This is a genomic window from Streptomyces sp. NBC_01750, assembly GCF_035918095.1.
Classification (GTDB): domain Bacteria; phylum Actinomycetota; class Actinomycetes; order Streptomycetales; family Streptomycetaceae; genus Streptomyces.
The window spans coordinates 8,305,143-8,322,611 of the sequence record NZ_CP109137.1 but is presented as its reverse complement, the minus strand read 5'-3'; the positions used below and the strand labels follow the sequence as shown (position 1 = coordinate 8,322,611).

Here is a 17,469-nt window from a genome sequence, read left to right as displayed (position 1 = left end):
TCACTCGGTGGGCGCCGCACACTGCGTGTCGGGGGGACAGAACCATCTGAGGGCCGTGTCCAGCAGCTCCTGTTCGTCGCCGGAACCGTCGGCGTCGGAACCGTAGGCCACTATGGCGTACAGGTGCCCGTCCTCCGCTTCGAAGCGGTGGTCGATGACATGCCGGGTGAAGCTCTGCGACTCCCCGGCGACTTCGTCGGCGCGGTACTCGTGCGTGGCTGCCTTCCGCGGGGCATCCGTGTTTTCCTCCAGGGTGATGACCTCGTAGCCGTCGAGTTTGCGGCTCTCCAGCTGCGCCGCCTGGAGCGAGGCGTACGGCGATGTCTCCATCACCGCGAACACCTGGAGCCGCCGGGATCCGTCTGAACTGCGGTATTCGACCACGGCCATGCCGTACTGCGACGGGCGGCCGGTCCGCTCCCAGCCAGAGGGCACAGCGGACCGGAACCCCTCTGAGTCCTGCAGGACCTCGTACCCCGGCGGGGGTGTTGCCGCCGAGGTCTCCTCGGACGATTCGGCCGAAGGCTCGGCAGACGATCCGCCCTCGCCGTCCCATGAATCGGTGGCCGTTGGCTGCGTGGCGCCTGGTTCCTCCGCCGGCTGCGGCTCGTCCTTCCAGCCCAGCGCCCATGCGAGGAAGCAGAGGCCGACCACAGCGAGCACCACGGCGGCCTGGCGCAACACCTGCCCCTGCTTGGCGGCTTGCATCTGTTGATCGCCGTCGAACCGTGTTTCCCGCTCGTCGCCCGCCCACTCCTGCCGGTCGGCATCGAATACCCGCATTGTTCCTCCGCCCGTCACACCAGGAGTTGCGCGATGCCTTGAACGACAGCCGTGGCCGAGGCGACCGCTCCCGCCGCGGCGGCATTGGTGCCGAGCCATCCGCGCACACCCACCAGCAGCTTCGTCAGACGGCCGCGGTCGGCAGTGCCGTCGCGGACGATTTCGGCCTCCGCATCGGCCAGTTCGCCGTCCAGTGCTGTGTCCTCGGCGCTGCGCTCCTCCCCGGGCAGCGCGCGGCGCAGCGCCCGGATGGCATCGAGCAGTTCCCTGTGCTCCTGGCCGGGTCCGGGCGCGGTGGTGTTGACGGACGTCGCCACGCCGTACGACCCCGTCGAGACGGAGCCTCCGCTCATGGCCTGGATACTCACACTCCCGCCGCCGGTCTCTCCTGCCTGCCCCGCCGGCTCGGACGGGGTGTCCCGTTCCGTGCTCATGCCCTGCTCCCCTCCGTGTCCGGCGCCGAATCCGAGTGCGACGCCCTGCCGTGAGTGCCGGTGGCCACCGCGCCGCCCGACATCTCACCGATGAAGACACTTCCACCGCTGACCTGGTAGACGTGCTGTTCGAAACGGTCCGTGCGGTAGCCGTGGTTCTTGAGCGCGTCCCGCATCCCGTTCACGATGCGATCCTGAATCGTCTTGATGTACCGGGCGACGTCCATCTCCTGGAACGGCGACAACGCTTGCGTACTGGCCACCTGGCGCATTGAGACGCGGGGCACGTCGGGGGCCGGGTCGCGATTGGCCACTTCCGCCCGGATCTCCGAACCGAAGCTCGCCGCGGCCCCGAGTCCCACGGCGAGCCCCGTCGCCGGACCGTCCCGCAGGGCGCGTACGGCACCACGCCACCACTCCTCCGGCAGGTCCGCGATGAGTGTGTCGATCTTCTTGAACTCCGCGTGGATGGGCCCGAGTACATAGGGCGCCACTTCCAGGACGAGCATGCCGCCCTGGGTGTGCACCCGGACCAGCACGGTGACGACTACCTGCTCGTGCCAGGCGCCCACCCTGACGCGCAGAAAGACCCTGCGTCCTTCACCGCCCTCGTCCACTGCCTCCCTGCGGTGCCACTCCACCTGCTCGGGCTCGTACACGCTCGCGCCCCGCTGGTCCGGCCGGCTCTCGTCCTGTGCGCCGCCGCCCGAGCCGAGCAGCAGCGCCTCGTCCCGTTCCACTCCGCCCGGCAGATAGACGAATTCCTCGATCTCCAGCTCGCGCAGCCGGTCTTTGCCGGACAGGGCCGCGGATTCGCGCAGGTTCTGCAGCGCGGGCTTGATCATGTCCAGGGCGCTGCGGGCCGTGAGCGGCTGCCCCAACTGATGAGGTACGCCGTTCTCGGTTCCCTTCGGTTGCGTTTCCCTCTTCAGCTCCAGCGCGAAGGACCAGGGTCCGTGCGGGGTACCGGCACCCACGAACGGGCTGTCCACGTCGTAGAGGGTGAGCGAGGCGGCCTGCTCCTGGCGGATGCTGTCCTGCAGGTCCTCGTACAGCGGTCCCGCCGACAACGGCGGCTGGACAGCGTCCTGGAAAGTCCACCTCGACAGCCAGGTGGCGAGCGCGCGCCGGTGTTCCAGCTGATGCCACCAGACCACCAGGGCAATCAGCAGCGGGAAGATCAGCGGATAGGGGGTCTGCACCGTGCCGCCGAGCACCCCGGCCACAAACCGGTACCAGTAGAACGCGGCGAACATCCAGGCACCAACGCGCACCAGACGCCCTGCCCCCTGCACGGCCTGGGCCACCTGACCGTTCCGCCGGGCAGAGAGGCCGTCCGTCCCCCGCCCGGACACGGAGCGGGCGAACCACAGCGCCACCGCGACCATGGCGTACAGCTGGAACCAGGGCAGCGGCAGTCCTCCGGTGAGCTTCAGGCCCTCATCCCCGGAATAGAAAGCCGTCAGCACGTCCTGGAACTGCACATCGGGACCTCCGACCCGTTGGTCCCCCAAGGCATCCCAGAACATCATCACGTCGGTGATCAGGAATCCGCTCCACACGGCGAGCAGCAGCAGCGCCGTCGTCGTCTCCTGGCGCATGACGCGCAGGGCGTGTGCCAGCACAGGCAGGACGTCCACACCCAGCGGCGGCGGCACGGGTCGCTCCGGATGCCCGACCAATTCACCGACGACGCGGCGACGGAACGACGCGTCCAGATAGACCCCGGCACACAACAGGCGAGTGGCCTCTGTGCGACTGTACGGGTGCTGCGGCAGGTTCTCTCCGGACACGGACATCCCTACTTGATCCGGGCAAGGGACACGCAAGCTACCGCGCGGCCAATGCCCGGCGCGGGCAACGGCGATACCTGTGCACCGAACAGGTGAACTTCCGCAATGTGCCTTGAACTTCCCCGGGTAGGCATGAAACTTCCTGCCGGATTTCAGGCAAGGCTCCGGGCCCGTCGCGGAGCCGAAGGGCACGGCGATGCTCACGGCAGTGGTCCGCCACTACTGCCGGACATCAGGCGTTTGGCCGCCATGCCCGCCAATTCCCACTTCGGACACAGCCCTCAGCGATCAGCGATCATGCGGCTGCGGAGGGTGACCACGGCTGCCACATCCGCCACCGGTGTCCCGGCCGGCAGGCACACGCCAGTCGACGGATCACGTGTACAGCAGACCCGGCGCCGCTGCGGCGACGGGTGACCGAGGAGGAGCCAAATGATCGACTATCCAGGGATGATCGTGCCGGTCAACCACGTGGAACCGGTACCCCGGCGAATCCGGGCCGTCCTGGCCGGGGAGACCGTCCTTGATACCACCCGGGCGCGGTATGTCTGGGAGTGGAGCAATTACCCGCAGTACTACATCCCCGCCGACGACATCCGTCCTGATCTGCTGACGAGCGAGGACCGTACCCAGCACAGCAGCCGCGGCACGGTCGAGGTGTACGGGCTCCGACTCGGCGAAGTCCACCGGCCACGCGCGGCGAAGGTGCTCCACGACTCCCCCATCGACGGATTGAGCGGAACCGTCCGCTTCGACTGGGCCGCCGTGGACGCATGGTTCGAGGAAGACGAACAGGTCTTCGTCCACCCCCGCAACCCGTATGCCCGTGTCGACGCACTGCGCTCGACACGGCCGGTCCGCGTCGAGCTCGAAGGCATCGTCCTCGCCGAGGCCGCCTCGCCGGTGATGGTCTTCGAGACGGGGTTGCCGACCCGGTACTACCTGGACCGGAGCCAGATCGACTTCGGGCATCTGATCGCGACCGACACCGTAACGGCCTGCCCGTACAAGGGAACGACCAGCGGATACTGGTCGATCCGGATCGGCGAGCAAGTTCATCGTGACCTCGCTTGGGCGTACGACTTTCCCACCCGGCAACTCCTCCCGATCGCGGGGCTGGTCGCCTTCTACAACGAGCGCGTCGACCTCTTCGTTGACGGACAGCTCCTTGAGCGTCCCACGACCAGTTTCTTCCGCTCGAGGGACTGACGGGCGCTTGTCCTGCACTGCCGACGTCCGCTCCGAGGTTCGGCCCACCCGTCGGAGTGTTCCCAAGCGCGGGCCCGAGAGGTGCTGTCGGAGACGCTGATGAGACGTCCGGCTACCGCCTGGACTGATGCAATGCCCGGCCGCTTGCGGGCGGCAGGTCTGCATAGCGTGGATGCGCGCGTGCGGCGCCGGCGCCGAGGTCAGCACTGAAGTCTGCCGTGCCGGCCGCAGCACCCCCGCCCAACTGGGCCAGGATCTTGGACTGCCACGCCACGCCACGCCACGCCCCGCCCCGCCCACCAGCCTCAGCACAACATGCGTTCATCTCATCCCACTTACTGAGATGACCGACTTCGACATCTGATTTATGTGAGTATCCGATACACTTCCGCGGCAAGCGGAATGGTTGTTTGTCCAGGATGTGACCCGGGGGGGCACCTTGGAACCACTGGGGCCTGACGACCCCACCGTCGTGGGGCCGTACCGGCTGGTCGCCCAGTTGGGCAGTGGCGGCATGGGCCGGGTCTACCTCGGGTACTCACCGGGTGGCCGACAGGTCGCGATCAAGGTCATCCGTCCGGAGTACGCACAGGAGCCCGCCTTCCGGCAGCGCTTCGCGCGCGAGGTGATCGCCTCGCGCGCCGTGAGCGGGTTCTTCACGGCCGGGGTGGTCGATGCGGACCCCGAAGGTCGCCTGCCATGGCTCGCGACGGCGTACATTCCCGGCCCCTCACTACAGCAAGCGGTGCAGAAGAGCGGCCCCTTGCCGGACCGGTCCGTGCGAGCGCTCGGAGCCGCGCTGGTGGAAGCGCTGACGGCAATTCATGGTGCGGCTCTGATCCACCGGGATCTCAAGCCCGCAAATGTGCTCCTGGCCCAGGACGGGCCGCGTGTGATCGACTTCGGGATCTCCCGGCTCGCCGAGCACAGCGGACTGACGCTCACCGGTACCACGATCGGGTCTCCGGGCTATATGTCGCCCGAGCAGATTCAGGCACTCCCGATCGAGCCCTCGTCCGACGTGTTCTCGCTCGGCTCGGTTCTGGCCTACGCCGCGACGGGCGCGGGCCCCTTCGGTGAAGCGTCCGTACCGGCGCTGCTGTATCGCGTGGTGAACGAGGAGCCCGATCTCCGGGCGGTACCGGCCGGGTTGCGCGAGCTGATCAGCTGGTGCCTGGCGAAGAAGCCGGCCGACCGCCCGTCACTACCGGCGCTGATGCCCGCTCTGACCGGCGGCCGGTCACCGGCGGAACTGCTCGCCACAGGCTGGCTGCCGAAGGCCTGGCAGGGCGAAGACACCACATCGACGCCCCCTCTCCCGGACCTGCCCACCTCAACTACCGCGCGGCACACCCCCTTCCCCCTCCCCGTGCCTGAGCAGCCACAGAGTCCGCCGGAGTCACTGCGAGAGCGGCCGGTCAGCCGTCGCCGACTGCTGTTCGCCGCAGCCGGCGCCCTGGGGACCGGCGGGTTGGCAGCTGCCACCTGGGCGATAACGCGGGACGGCAAGTCGGCCGCCCCGGGGTCGCTGCTCTGGCGATTCACCACCACCGGCACCGTCCTGTCCTACCCGAGGGCGGCCGGGGATCTGGTCTACGCGGCGAGCAACGACGGCACGCTGTACGCGCTGACCGTCGCCGACGGGCTGCAGCGGTGGAAGTACACAACCGCCGCAGCCATCGGCTCGGCACCTACGGTGCTGGGCGGCAGCGTGTACCTCGGCAGCGACGACCGCACCCTGTACGCCTTCGACGCGCGCTCGGGAACGATCCGTTGGCGGTTCACCACCGGAGGCATCGTCCATACCCCGGTTGTGACAGGGGGCATCGCATACGTCGGCAGCGCGGACCGTCGGCTGTACGCCGTGGACACGGCCACCGGAAAGCGCCGGTGGGCCTTCACGGCGGACAACGACACCCACTCCCCCGCCGTGTCCGGCGAAACGGTGTACGTCGGCTGCAGCGATACCAACCTCTACGCGGTGAGCGCGAACACGGGCGAGAAACAGTGGGCGTTCACCACACGCGGAGCGGTGTCCGGCATCCCTTCCGCAGCGGGCGGCCTCGTCTACTTCGGCAGCACCGATGGAAACCTCTACGCGGTCGACGCAGACACAGGGAAGCAGGTCTGGCGGTTCGAGGGTGCCTCCGTGGGATCCAACCCGGCGATCGCCAAGGGAATCGTGTACGTGGGAGGCGGCAAGACGCTGCACGCACTGGACGCCAACACCGGTAAGCGCAGATGGGAGTTCACGGCCACAGGAGACATCCACGCTCCGGCAACAGCTGGAGCGGTGGTGTACGTGGGGAGCGACGACACCAAGCTCTACGCGCTGAACGCTACGACAGGAAAGCAGCTTTGGGCCTACTCCGCCTCCGCTCCGGTGCACGCGCCGGCTGTCGCCCAGGACACGGTGTATTTCGGCAGCGACGACAGCACCCTGTACGCCGTTCGTATTTGAACCAAACCGGGAACCGGGCAGCGGACGCAAGCAGTCCTACTCACCGCAACCAGTGGCTTTTTCACGTCTGAGTGATGCTGTTTGTTATCAAGGGGGGAAATGTCTACATATTCTTCGCGCCTGGATCGGCGCGCCGCCGAGAGGAGGAACCGCCGCAACGAGTCAGCCGTCGCTGCCTACGCTCGTGCTGCCCGGGCCTCCGGCCCGCTGGCCAACCCGGGCCGGAAAGTGGAGTTCCACTCCGTGCTGCGACCGGGCCACCGGGTGTCGCTCACCGTTGTGACCGCCGCCACCGCGCTGGCCGACATCGTCTTCATCGGCTGGCTGCTGCTGCCCGAGCATGTGCCCGGGCCCGGGGTGACCGGCGTCGGTAACGGCTGGCTGTTCCTGGCCCGGCTCGGATTCTGCTTGGTCATCGCGGTCGAGACGATCAAAGTAGTACAGGCGGTGGCGATCTGGGTGTTCGCCTTCCGGGCGAAGGACCCCATCCCCATGGTGCCGCCCCAAGGGCTGCGGGTCGCCATGCTGACCACCATCGTGCCGTCCAAAGAGCCGATTGCCGTCGTACAGCGGACGCTGCGAGCCATGCTGGAGGTGGCGCGTTGGGACTGCGGCGTGGACGTCTGGATCCTGGACGAGGGAAACGACCCGACCGTACGGCAGATGGCCGCGCGCCTGGGAGTCCACCACTTCAGCCGCAAGGACCGGCCGGAGTACAACCAGCAGTCCGGCCCGTTCCGGGCGCGCACCAAGTCCGGAAACCACAATGCCTGGCGCGCCGAGCACGAGAACGAGTACGACGTGGTCGCCCAGATGGACCCGGACCACGTACCGCTGCCCTGCTTCCTGGAGAGGACCCTGGGCTACTTCCACGACCCGGACACCGCGTTTGTCGTCGCTCCCCAGGTGTACGGCAACGCCTACGACAACTGGGTCGCCCATGGCGCCTCGGTGCAGCAGTACCTGTTCAGCAGCATCATCGAGCGGGGCGGCAACGGTCTGGACGCCCCCTTGCTGATCGGCACCAATCACGTCTACCGGGTTGCCGCATGGCGGCAGATCGGCGGCTACCAGGACTCGATCATCGAGGACCATCTGACGAGCATGAGGGTCCACGGCACGCTCAATCCCGCCACCGGACACGGCTGGAAAGGGGTCTACACCCCCGACGTCGTGGCCATAGGCGAGGGCCCGACGACCTGGACCGACTACTTCAACCAGCAGAGGCGCTGGGCCTATGGCATCTGGGAGATCAAACTCAACCCGCGGCTGAGGCAGGGCATCCGGCTCCGGCCCCGCCAGCGGCTGCTGTACGACATGGTCCAGTTCTACTATCCGAGCGTCGCCATGAGCCTCGCCCTCGGCACCTTCGCCACCGCCCTCTACATGCTTCTCGGGGTCTCGTCCATCCAACTGCCCGGACTGCCCTGGTTCCTGCTGTGGTCGGCGGGCATGGGCGGCTCATTCACCCTGTGGCTCTGGCTGCGCCGATTCAACCTCGCCGAGCACGAGAGGCGGGAGATCGGCATGGCGGGGATCCTGCTGTCGCTCTTCGCCGGGCCTGTCTACATCGCGGCCGCGGCGACCGCCCTGCTGCGCCGGCCGCTGGCGTACGTCGTCACCGCCAAGGGCGAGCTGCGCAGCTCGGAGTCGTTGCGTACCTTCCGGCTGCATCTGTTGTGGACCCTGCTGGCCGGAGGTCTGCTGACCGTCAGCTTCCTCCACAACCATGACTACACCGGTATGCGGATCTGGACGCTGCTGGCCCTTGCGGCCGGCTCGGCCCCGCCACTGCTGGCCCTGGCCCAAGGTGTCTCCACGCGCTTGCGCACCGCGAGGGCCGACCGGTGAGGATCACCACGCCACGGATGCTCGCGCTGCTGTGTGCCGCTCTGCTGTCCTGGTACACCTTCCAGGTGGCTCCGGATCTGGCGGACCGCGAACGCCGCGCGGCAGCGGCACGCGCCGACGCCGCGCTGCCCCCAACGACCGTACTGCCGGAGGACAACCCCACTCCGGACCGCCCCGGCACACAGGCGCCCCGGGTCTCCTTCCCCGCCGCGGAAAAGGCATTCATCGGCGTCTTCACGTCCGCGGGCACCCACAACTTCACTGAGGGGGCCGAGTTCACCCGGCAGACCCGGCACCGCCCGCAGGTGTACGAGTTCTCGGCCGACTGGGCGACCGATCACTTCGAGGCCAAGGCCATCAACCGTGTTGCCAGGCGAGGCATGCTGCCCATGATCGCCTGGGAGCCGTGGGACCACACAGCCGAGGCCGAGGAACCCACTCTGCGTGGAGAGCAACCCGATTACCGGCTGTCGAGGATCATCCACGGCTCCTTCGATCCGTACATACGGTCATGGGCACTGGGCATCAAGTCGCTCCACTACCCGGTGGCCATCCGCTTCGCTCACGAGATGAACGGCTACTGGTACCCCTGGTGCGAGCAGTCCAACAGCAACCGCCGTGGGGAGTACGTCCGGGCATGGCGTCATGTGCACAAGATCTTCGACGCGGTGGGAGCACGTAATGCCGTGTGGGTATGGAGCCCCAACGTCAGCTACACGAACTCCACACCGCTAACCCGGCTCTACCCGGGAGACGCCTACGTGGACTGGGTGGGCCTGTCCGGCTACTACGGCACCGTGGGCAAGGAGAACTACCAGTCGTTCGACCACCTCTTCGGTCCGACGAGGACCGAACTGCGCCGCTTCACCCGCAAGCCGCTCGTCATCACCGAACTCGGCGCCACGGACGCCGCCGGGCGGAAAGCAGAGTGGATCACCGACATGTTCCGTGCGCTGCCGCGCCACCGCGACATCATCGGCATCATCTGGTACCAGGCGGTGAAGGAGATCGACTGGCGCGTGGGCACGTCCCACGCATCCTCGGCCGCCTTCGCGGCCGGGGCCTCGGCGAGCCGGTACCAGCAGCCGTGGGGGCCGGGTATGACGCCACGCTTTCGGTGAACCCGGGCAGGTCGTCACCCGTCATTCGGCACGGGTCGGCCCCATCGACGCAGCCGGGCGCAGCGAAGCGCGCCGTCGTCGAAGGTCGCGCACCGGGCCACGCTGCGGAGCCCGGCATCCACAACACCCCCGTCACCCAGGTGGACTGCCCTCCCGCTCCGGAGCCGGGCTCCTCGAACGCGGACCAGTCCTGACCCCAAGTGGCCCGGTGAGCAGGGCAGGTGACCCCGGCGTGTTTCTGCCGGGGTCACCTGCCCCCTCCCGGTGGGCCGAGGCCACCGGCCACCCGGAGATGCCCGGTGAACGGTTCTGCCGTGCGTCGCCACTCGGAGCGCCCGTTCGACCAGGGCTTCGTACTTGGCGGTGCCCAACGCGTCGAACGACAGCACGCTCCACGCGCTCGACGTTGTCCAGTCCGGTGAGCGGGTCAGCCGGTGCGCACCGCCGTCACTGTGAAGCGTTCGACCTCGGCAATGTGCCCGCCGGTGGATGCGACAACCGTGAGCACCCGGTCGCGGGGGCCGGAGAACGACACCGACTGTTTCCAGGGCTGGTCGTCGCCTCCCGCCGGGATGCAGCACGAGGTGCCCAAAGGAGCCTTGGACGATGGCTGGCGCACCTGGACGCGGATACCCTCGTCCACGCCGGTGATCCGCCCGCCGGTCATCATCGGGGATCGCACGAGCGACCCGTATCCGGGCATGGTCAGGGAGAACGTCGTGTCGTCGGTGCCCACAACCTCCCACGGGGCGTCCGGGCCGGTGCCGTACCGCACGAGGTGGACAATCGCCGCGGTGCCGCCCTCGGGCCCGCGCAGTGCGACGCCGATGCGGGCGTCCCGGCCGCTGACGGTGCGCGCCGAGATCCGGCCGATGTCCCGGAAGCCGAGGTAGCCCTGGGTGAAGGACAGTGCGGTCTGTTCCGGGTCGAGATGCCAGGGCTGGTGTCCGCCGGCGCGATAGTCACGCTGCCACGCCTGGGCTTCGGCGAGCGTGGCGAACGGCCACATCGGCTGGAGGCGCCCCGAGCCGAGCGCCGGGGCGCTGCCGCCGGGTGCGGGCGTGGTCGGCGCTTGCGTGCCGGGCGGCTTTGTCGCCGTAGAGGCCGACGGAACGGAAGTGGCGGGCGACTGCGACGCCGAGGACGTTCCTGGTGCGGGGGATGGCGATCCCGACGCGTCCGGGGGCCCGCCGGAACCCCCGCAGGCGGTAAGCAACAGGCCGGTCACGGCCGTTGCGGCGAGAAGTCGGAATGGGAGCCAGATGTTCATGAGTGCCCCAGGAAACGTGTGCCGACCGCCGGTACGGTCTGTGGGGCTATCGTGCCACCAGTCCGGTTCGCGTCACAGACCCCCGGCCGGTCGAGTCTCCGTGGGCGCGGCTGTTACGGAACCGTCTCCTTTCCGCGTGCAACTACTACCTCCCTTCTGCCGTCTACCAGGCGGAACTCGCAACACGCGCGTATAAGGAGTCGACAGCCGTGGGGCACACACGCCGACGAGGAGTCGTCGCACTCGGGATCACCGCGCTGGTGACCCCACTCACTCTGGCCATGGGAAGCACGACCGCTCAGGCGGCCTCGTGCACGACGCAGACCGGGGTGTACCAGAAGCAGGTCGAGAAGTTCCTCGGCCGCCCGGTGGACGGAAAGCAGTCGGCCGCCGACTGCAAGGCGATCCAGGCCTTCCAGACGAAGCACTCGATCAGCCCGAACGTGGGGCTGGCAGGCCCCGTCACCTGGGGCGTCATGGATCTCATGACCAGGCAGAAGGCCGTCGGGAACAACCCGAACAAGTCCGGCAAGTGCCCCACGAACAAGGGCCGTATCGCCTGCGTCGACCTGACGCTCCAGCTGAGCTGGATCCAGGACGGCAAGAAGTTGGCGTACGGACCAGTCGCGGTACGTACCGGACGTAACGGACACGAGACGCGGACCGGCCTGAAGAAGATCTCCTGGCGGGACATCGACCACGTGTCCAGCCTCTACAACGTGCCGATGCCGTACAGCCAGTTCTTCGACGGCGGCCAGGCCTTCCACTCCGTCGGCATCAGCGTCTGGGCGCCGCCCGGCTCGCACGGGTGCGTGAACATGACCAAGAGCGACGCCGCCAAGTACTGGAGCATGCTCCGCAAGGGCGACGACGTCTTCGTCTACGGCCGCAAGCCCGGAACCTGAGACACCCCGCAGCCCCGCGGGCTCGTGCAAGCGCCCGAAAGCGCCGGACCGACAGTCCGGCGCTTTCGCGCTTCCGGGCTCCCGGGCTTCCGGGCTCCCGGGCTCAATAGCCCGAGGTGTGCGGGAGGCGGCGGAACGCGGTATCCCACTGCCCCCATTGCCCCCACCGCGCGCAACTTGTCCAGCCCGGACCGGAGATGCCGCGGATGCGGAAGAGACCGGCCCCCGGCGCCTGTGACGGCCGGGCCGTCCGAGCCCGACCGCTGCTCCATGCCCACCAGGTGTGGAGACCCCCACTGCTTCCGCGGACCTGTGAGCTGACGGCTCAGTCGAGCAGCCCGAGTTCCGCAGCGGCCCGGATCGCCAGCCAGACCTCGGCGAACGCGCCGGTGGTGGACATGTCGCGGCCAGTGACCTCGCCGAAGCGGCGCAGGCGGTAGGAGAGCGTGTTGGGGTGGATGTGGAGGGCCGCGGCGGCCTCGTCCGTACGGCGGTCACGTTCCATCCAGGTGCGCACCGACGGCAGGAGGCGGGAGCCGTGACCGGCGTCGTAACGCAGCGCCTCGCCCAGAACGTGCTCGACGAGGGCGGTCAGCGCGGCCGGATCGTCGGGCAGCCAGCGGCCGGTGGTGTCCTCCCCGTACCGGACGAGGGCGCGGCCGGACGCGGCGGCGTGGGAGGCCGACCACCGGGCCTCACGCTGCGCGACCCGCAGCGAGGCACCCGGGCCGAAGGGGCGGCTCATCCCGGCGGCGACGCCGGGGAGGACCGCGACCCGGTCGCCGAGGAGGGGGGAACCGAGGAGGTAGCGGTCCTCGCCGCGATTGAGCAAGAGGTACGGCTGATCCTCCAGGGCCCGTAGGACGGCGTCCTCGGTGACGCCCCTGACCACCGCCAGGGCGATCTCGCCCTTGATGGAGTGCCGCTTCAGGTGGCGCTGGGCAACCGCCGGGTCGAGAGCGTCCTGGAGCAGTTCGGCGAGGAACTCGGCGCCTTCTCTGCGCAGCGCCTCGCGTTCGGTGCGGACCGCGGCGAGGAGGAGCGCTGCAACGGTGGCGATGTGCTGCACGACGGCCAGCCCGGCCGGGCGCGCGTCTTCACGCTCGAACGCGACGAGGAAGCCTGCCGCGCCACCGGGCGAGGGCACCGGGATGGCGAATCCGCCGGGGATGGCCGGCGGGGCGTCCGCCGAGCCGGGGACAACGGCCGGATCGGGGGCGGGGACGCCGGGCAGCAGGGGGCGGCCCTGCATGGTGCACAGAAAGATGGCGTATCCGGACAACTTCTCCAGGCGTGTGAAGAGCGTCGCGGTGTCCAGGTTCTCCGAGGTCAGCCAGCGCAACGCGCCGAAGACCTGGAGCTGCGCGCCGAGCCGGTGGGCGGCGTCCTCCTGGAGGGCGGCGGCGACCTCCCGCGCCACCGCGATGAACGGCACGGCCAGCGGAACCTCGAGGACCGGCATGCCCCGCCTCTCCGCCGCGGCGAAGAACGCCTGGCGCAGCGGGGGCATGTGCAGCCGGGCCGAGACGGCGAGGGCGGCGACTCCGGCGTCGTCGAGCCGGTCCAGATAAGCCCGCTGTCCGGCGGCCGAACGGGGCACGGCGAGTCCGGTCGTCATGATCATCTCGTCGCCGAGCAGCCAGGGTGTGGGGTCGTCCAGCTCGCTGACATGGGCCCAGGAGACGGAACGGTGCAGGCCGGCGGCGCCCGCGAGCAGGCGCAGCTGCAGCGCCGGGTGCTGCAGCAGGTCCCCGACGGTCACCCGCTCTTTGTTGTCAGCCACATAGAGATGCTAACTCTTTGTCGCCGTCACAATTGTGGTGCTGATCCCCCGATGTGCAGACTCTGCCGACCGGACCCGCTCCGGAGCATGTGAGAAGGGATCGCACCAGAGATGAACGAACCCCGAGGGCCTGTCGACTCCTCCCGGATCCCGCGCTTCGCGGGGCCTGCCACCTTCGCCCGGCTGCCGCGCCTCGACGAGGTGGCCCGCGCCGACGTGGCCGTGGTCGGCGTCCCGTTCGACGCCGGTGTCTCCTACCGGCCCGGCGCCCGCTTCGGACCCGCTGCCGTCCGCGAGGCCAGCAGACTGCTGCGCCCCTACAACCCGGGGCTCGATGTGTCGCCGTTCGCCACCCAGCAGGTGGCCGACGCCGGAGACATCGCTGTCAACCCCTTCAACATCGACGAGGCCATCGAGACCATCGAGGACGCCGCGAGTAGCCTGCAGGCCGACGGCACCCGCCTGGTCACCATAGGCGGTGACCACACCATCGCTCTGCCGCTGCTGCGCTCGGTGGCAAAGAAGCACGGCCCGGTCGCAGTGCTGCACTTCGACGCGCACCTGGACACCTGGGACACGTACTTCGGCGCCGAGTACACGCACGGCACCCCGTTCCGCCGGGCCGTGGAGGAGGGCATCCTCGACACCGAGGCGCTCTCCCACGTCGGCACCCGCGGCCCGCTGTACGGCAAGCAGGACCTCACCGACGACGAGAAGCTGGGCTTCGGCATCGTGACCTCGGCCGACGTCTACCGGCGTGGCGCCGACGAGGTCGCCGACCAGCTGCGCCAGCGCATCGGCGACCGCCCTCTCTACATCTCCATCGACATCGACTGCCTCGACCCGGCCCACGCCCCCGGCACCGGAACCCCCGAGGCCGGCGGCCTGACCTCCCGCGAGCTTCTCGAGATCCTGCGCGGCCTGGCCGGGAGCCGCCTGGTCGGCGCGGACGTCGTGGAGGTCGCGCCCGCGTACGACCACGCCGAGATCACCTCGGTCGCGGCCTCGCACGTCGCCTACGACCTGATCAGCCTGCTCGCTCTCAAGGAGGACAGTTGAGTGACTCCCCCGCTCTGACCGAGGTCGAGCAGTACGGTGTGGAACGCATTCCCGACGCGGACCGCACCGCGAAGCCACTCGACCTGTTCAGGGTCGCGTTCGGCGGCGCCAACACCTTCGCCACCTGCGTGCTCGGCGCCTTCCCGATCCTCTTCGGGCTGTCCTTCTGGCAGGGCCTCGCGGCGACCGTGCTCGGCCTGATCACGGGCGCGATAATCCTCGCGCCGCTGGCGGTGTTCGGCCCGCGCAACGGCACCAACAACGCGGTCTCGTCCTCGGCCCATCTGGGTGTCCACGGGCGGATCGTCGGCTCCTTCTTGTCGCTGCTCACCGCCGTCGCGTTCTTCTCCATCTCGGTGTGGTCCTCCGGTGACGCGCTCGTCGGCGGCGCGCACCGGCTGATGGGCGTACCGCAGAACGACGGCGTGTTCGCTCTCGCGTACGGCATCTTCGCGCTGCTGGTGCTGGCGGTGTGCGTGTACGGCTTCCGGTTCATGCTCTTCGTTAACAAGATCGCGGTGGTGGCGGCCTCGACGCTGTTCGTCCTTGGCCTCTTCGCCTTCGCCGGGGACTTCGACCCGGGCTACCAGGGCACGTTCCAGTCCGTGTCCTCTGCGGGGTTCTGGCCCGCGTTCATCGGCTCGGCGCTGATCGTGCTGTCCAACCCGGTGTCCTTCGGTGCCTTCCTCGGCGACTGGGCCCGCTACATCCCGGCCAATACCCCGAGCCGCAAGGTCGTGACGGCGGCGTTCGCCTCGCAGATCGCCACGATTCTGCCGTTCTTCTTCGGCCTGGCCACCGCCTCGATCATCGCGGAGAAGGCGGCGAAGTACATGGACCCGAGCGCCCCGAACTACGTGGGCGGCCTGCTGGCGGTCTCGCCCGGCTGGTACTTCCTGCCGGTGTGCCTGCTCGCGCTCATCGGCGGCATGTCCACGGGCACCACCTCGCTCTACGGCACCGGCCTTGACTTCTCCAGCGTGTTCACCCGGTTCAGCCGGGTACAGGCAACGGTGTTCGTCGGCGTGCTCTCGGTCGGGTTCATCTTCGTCGGCCGCTTCGCCGCCAACCTCTCGCAGTCCATCTCCACCTTCGCGACGCTGATCATCACCTGCACCGCCCCCTGGATGGTGATCATGATGCTCGGCTATCTGACCCGTCGCGGCTGGTACGACCCGGATTCGCTCCAGGTGTTCAACCGGCGCCAGCGCGGCGGCCGCTACTGGTTCAGCCACGGCTGGAACTGGCGCGGCATGGGCGCCTGGCTGGCCTCCGCGGTCCTCGCCCTGATGTTCGTCAACCTGCCGGGGCAGTTCGTCGGCCCGCTCGGCGACCTGGCCGGTGGCGTCGACCTCTCGCTCCCGGTCGGCCTGGGCATCGCCGCCCTCCTCCACCTGTCGTTGCTGTGGCTCTTCCCCGAGCCGCGTGAGGCCTACGGGCCCGAGGGGCCGCGCCTGGTCCGCACCTCGGACACGCCCATGACGCCGATCACGACGGAGGCCGGAGTGCCCGTCGACGTGGTCGCGGAAACGGCCTGAGGCGGACATGCGCATCATCGACCTGTCTGTCGAGCTCAGCACGGGGATGCCGGTTTACCCGGGCGATCCTCAGGTCTCGGTCGCCCCGGCGCTGACGGCCACCGCCGACGGGGTGAACGTCCTGCACCTGGACATGGGCTCGCAGACCGGTACCCATGTCGACGCCCCGTTCCATATCGACGACGCGCTGCCGACCCTGGACCAGCTGCCCCTGGAGCGGTTCCTGGGCGAGGCCGTCGTCGTGGACGCCCGCGGCGCGCGGCCGCGCTCACCGCTCGGACCGTCCCTGTTCGAGGGCCGCGTACGGGCGGGGGTGATCGTGCTGGTGGCCACCGGCTGGTCGCAGCACTGGGGCACGGAGGACTACGTCACCCACCCGTATCTGACCCGGGAAGCCGCCGAGCTCCTGGTCGCCGCCGGGGTCCGGACCGTCGGCATCGACGCGCTCAGCGTCGATGCGACCCCGGCCGACGACTTCCCCGCCCACCGGGTCCTGTGCGGCGCCCACGCCGTCATCGCCGAGAACCTCACCGGACTCGACCGTCTGCTCGACGCGCAGACGGCAGGCGAGCCCATCGAGGTCTCCCTGCTGCCCCTGCGGCTGCCCGCCGCCGACGGCGCCCCCGTGCGGGCCGTCGCCCGCATCGGCTGACCACCCTTTCCTCTCCCCGTACGGGAAGGCGTCGCCCTTCCCGTACGGAATGTCCCCGCAAGGAGCACGACCCATGACCGACGAGGTCCTGAAGGCCGCCGACACGCTGGTGTCCGCCTTCGGCGAAGGCCGCCTCGACGACTACTTCGCGGCGTTCGCGCCCGACGCGACGTTCGTCTTCCACCACCCCCGAACGCCTCACCTGCACCGCGGACTACCGCGCCCTGTGGAACAGCTGGGTCGACGACGACGGCTTCCGCGTCCTGGCCTGCACGTCCACCGGCCGGCTGGTCCAACTCCTCGGTGAAACAGCCGTGTTCAGCCACGACGTCGAGACCACGGTCAGCACCACCGCCGGCGAAGAGACCCTCAAGGAGCGCGAGACGATCGTGTTCCGCCGCCAGGCATCCGGCCGCTGGCTGGCCGTGCACGAACACCTCTCGCCGGCGGCCGGGGCGTAGGCGCGCGACGCGAAGCCGCAACCGCAACCGCAACCGCACCGAGAACAGCAACAACCGCGCGCCCGCGCACCTCTCACCACCTGATGGAGTCGCTGACCGCAGCCCTGACCTCGGTGACCCGCCGTTACGCAGCGCGGGCGCCCCGTCTC

15 protein-coding genes are annotated in these 17,469 nt (G+C 69.1%); 10 read left to right on the top strand and 5 right to left on the bottom strand.

All coding sequences use genetic code 11. The features are described from left to right. Genes OG966_RS37725 through OG966_RS37715 form a run of 3 tightly spaced genes read right to left on the bottom strand, consistent with a single transcriptional unit; the run spans position 1 to position 3,016 of the window. Complete coding sequence (locus OG966_RS37725; RefSeq protein ID WP_326654605.1) at positions 1–783, bottom strand: hypothetical protein; 783 nt, start codon at positions 781–783, stop codon at positions 1–3. 14 nt (positions 784–797) lie between these two features. Beyond that, positions 798–1,217, bottom strand: a complete 420-nt coding sequence (locus OG966_RS37720) for a hypothetical protein (RefSeq protein ID WP_326654604.1) — start codon at positions 1,215–1,217, stop codon at positions 798–800. Beyond that, on the bottom strand, positions 1,214–3,016 hold the full coding sequence (locus tag OG966_RS37715) for a hypothetical protein (protein ID WP_326654603.1): 1,803 nt from the start codon (positions 3,014–3,016) through the stop codon (positions 1,214–1,216). Before OG966_RS37715 ends, OG966_RS37720 begins: the two co-directional genes overlap by 4 nt. A 426-nt stretch (positions 3,017–3,442) precedes the next feature. Here OG966_RS37715 and OG966_RS37710 point away from each other — a divergent pair, with 426 nt between their 5' ends. The 4 genes from OG966_RS37710 (at position 3,443) to OG966_RS37695 (ending at position 9,652) form a co-directional block, all read left to right on the top strand. Further along, entirely contained in the window at positions 3,443–4,219 is a 777-nt protein-coding gene (locus tag OG966_RS37710) for a DUF427 domain-containing protein (protein ID WP_326654602.1), read from the top strand. A 439-nt stretch (positions 4,220–4,658) separates the two neighbouring features. After that, positions 4,659–6,680, top strand: coding sequence for a serine/threonine-protein kinase (locus tag OG966_RS37705; protein WP_326654600.1), 2,022 nt, complete (start codon positions 4,659–4,661; stop codon positions 6,678–6,680). A 243-nt stretch (positions 6,681–6,923) separates the two neighbouring features. After that, positions 6,924–8,531 (top strand): glycosyltransferase family 2 protein, encoded by a 1,608-nt coding sequence (locus OG966_RS37700; RefSeq protein WP_326654599.1) that lies wholly within the window; start codon positions 6,924–6,926, stop codon positions 8,529–8,531. Continuing rightward, positions 8,528–9,652, top strand: coding sequence for a glycoside hydrolase family 26 protein (locus tag OG966_RS37695; protein WP_326654598.1), 1,125 nt, complete (start codon positions 8,528–8,530; stop codon positions 9,650–9,652). Before OG966_RS37700 ends, OG966_RS37695 begins: the two co-directional genes overlap by 4 nt. Positions 9,653–10,079: 427 nt before the next feature. Here the strand turns inward: OG966_RS37695 and OG966_RS37690 are convergent, their stop codons facing one another. Next, the gene (locus OG966_RS37690; protein ID WP_326654597.1) at positions 10,080–10,661 is read right to left on the bottom strand and encodes a hypothetical protein; all 582 of its coding nucleotides are present in this window, start codon (positions 10,659–10,661) and stop codon (positions 10,080–10,082) included. 470 nt (positions 10,662–11,131) lie between these two features. On the opposite strand from OG966_RS37690, the gene OG966_RS37685 reads away from it, so the two are divergent. Next, positions 11,132–11,827: a L,D-transpeptidase gene (locus tag OG966_RS37685; RefSeq protein ID WP_326654596.1), complete on the top strand. Its 696-nt coding sequence runs from the start codon at positions 11,132–11,134 to the stop codon at positions 11,825–11,827. A gap of 325 nt (positions 11,828–12,152) precedes the next feature. Here OG966_RS37685 and OG966_RS37680 read toward each other — a convergent pair whose 3' ends face one another. Next, positions 12,153–13,610, bottom strand: a complete 1,458-nt coding sequence (locus tag OG966_RS37680; RefSeq protein ID WP_326654595.1) for a PucR family transcriptional regulator — start codon at positions 13,608–13,610, stop codon at positions 12,153–12,155. A gap of 111 nt (positions 13,611–13,721) precedes the next feature. On the opposite strand from OG966_RS37680, the gene speB reads away from it, so the two are divergent. The 5 genes from speB to OG966_RS37655 all read left to right on the top strand — a co-directional run bounded on the left by speB (position 13,722) and on the right by OG966_RS37655 (position 17,320). After that, complete coding sequence (gene speB / locus OG966_RS37675; RefSeq protein WP_326654594.1) at positions 13,722–14,669, top strand: agmatinase; 948 nt, start codon at positions 13,722–13,724, stop codon at positions 14,667–14,669. Next, entirely contained in the window at positions 14,666–16,207 is a 1,542-nt protein-coding gene (locus tag OG966_RS37670) for a purine-cytosine permease family protein (protein WP_326654592.1), read from the top strand. The genes speB and OG966_RS37670 overlap by 4 nt, the downstream gene beginning before the upstream one ends. A gap of 7 nt (positions 16,208–16,214) precedes the next feature. Next, positions 16,215–16,859, top strand: coding sequence for a cyclase family protein (locus tag OG966_RS37665; RefSeq protein WP_326654591.1), 645 nt, complete (start codon positions 16,215–16,217; stop codon positions 16,857–16,859). Positions 16,860–16,932: 73 nt separating this feature from the next. Then, entirely contained in the window at positions 16,933–17,166 is a 234-nt protein-coding gene (locus OG966_RS37660) for a hypothetical protein (protein WP_326654590.1), read from the top strand. Next, a complete protein-coding gene (locus OG966_RS37655) occupies positions 17,084–17,320 on the top strand; it encodes a nuclear transport factor 2 family protein (protein ID WP_326655531.1) in 237 nt (78 codons plus the stop codon). The genes OG966_RS37660 and OG966_RS37655 overlap by 83 nt, the downstream gene beginning before the upstream one ends. The last annotated feature ends 149 nt before the right edge of the window (positions 17,321–17,469 follow it).

What these genes read in the sequence shown, in the direction of transcription:
- OG966_RS37725 (WP_326654605.1), bottom strand. Translation starts at nt 783, where the DNA reads ATGCGGGTATTCGATGCCGACCGGCAGGAGTGGGCGGGCGACGAGCGG.
- OG966_RS37720 (WP_326654604.1), bottom strand. Translation starts at nt 1,217, where the DNA reads ATGAGCACGGAACGGGACACCCCGTCCGAGCCGGCGGGGCAGGCAGGA.
- OG966_RS37715 (WP_326654603.1), bottom strand. Translation starts at nt 3,016, where the DNA reads ATGTCCGTGTCCGGAGAGAACCTGCCGCAGCACCCGTACAGTCGCACA.
- OG966_RS37710 (WP_326654602.1), top strand. Translation starts at nt 3,443, where the DNA reads ATGATCGACTATCCAGGGATGATCGTGCCGGTCAACCACGTGGAACCG.
- OG966_RS37690 (WP_326654597.1), bottom strand. Translation starts at nt 10,661, where the DNA reads ATGTGGCCGTTCGCCACGCTCGCCGAAGCCCAGGCGTGGCAGCGTGAC.
- speB (WP_326654594.1), top strand. Translation starts at nt 13,722, where the DNA reads ATGAACGAACCCCGAGGGCCTGTCGACTCCTCCCGGATCCCGCGCTTC.
- OG966_RS37665 (WP_326654591.1), top strand. Translation starts at nt 16,215, where the DNA reads ATGCGCATCATCGACCTGTCTGTCGAGCTCAGCACGGGGATGCCGGTT.
- OG966_RS37660 (WP_326654590.1), top strand. Translation starts at nt 16,933, where the DNA reads ATGACCGACGAGGTCCTGAAGGCCGCCGACACGCTGGTGTCCGCCTTC.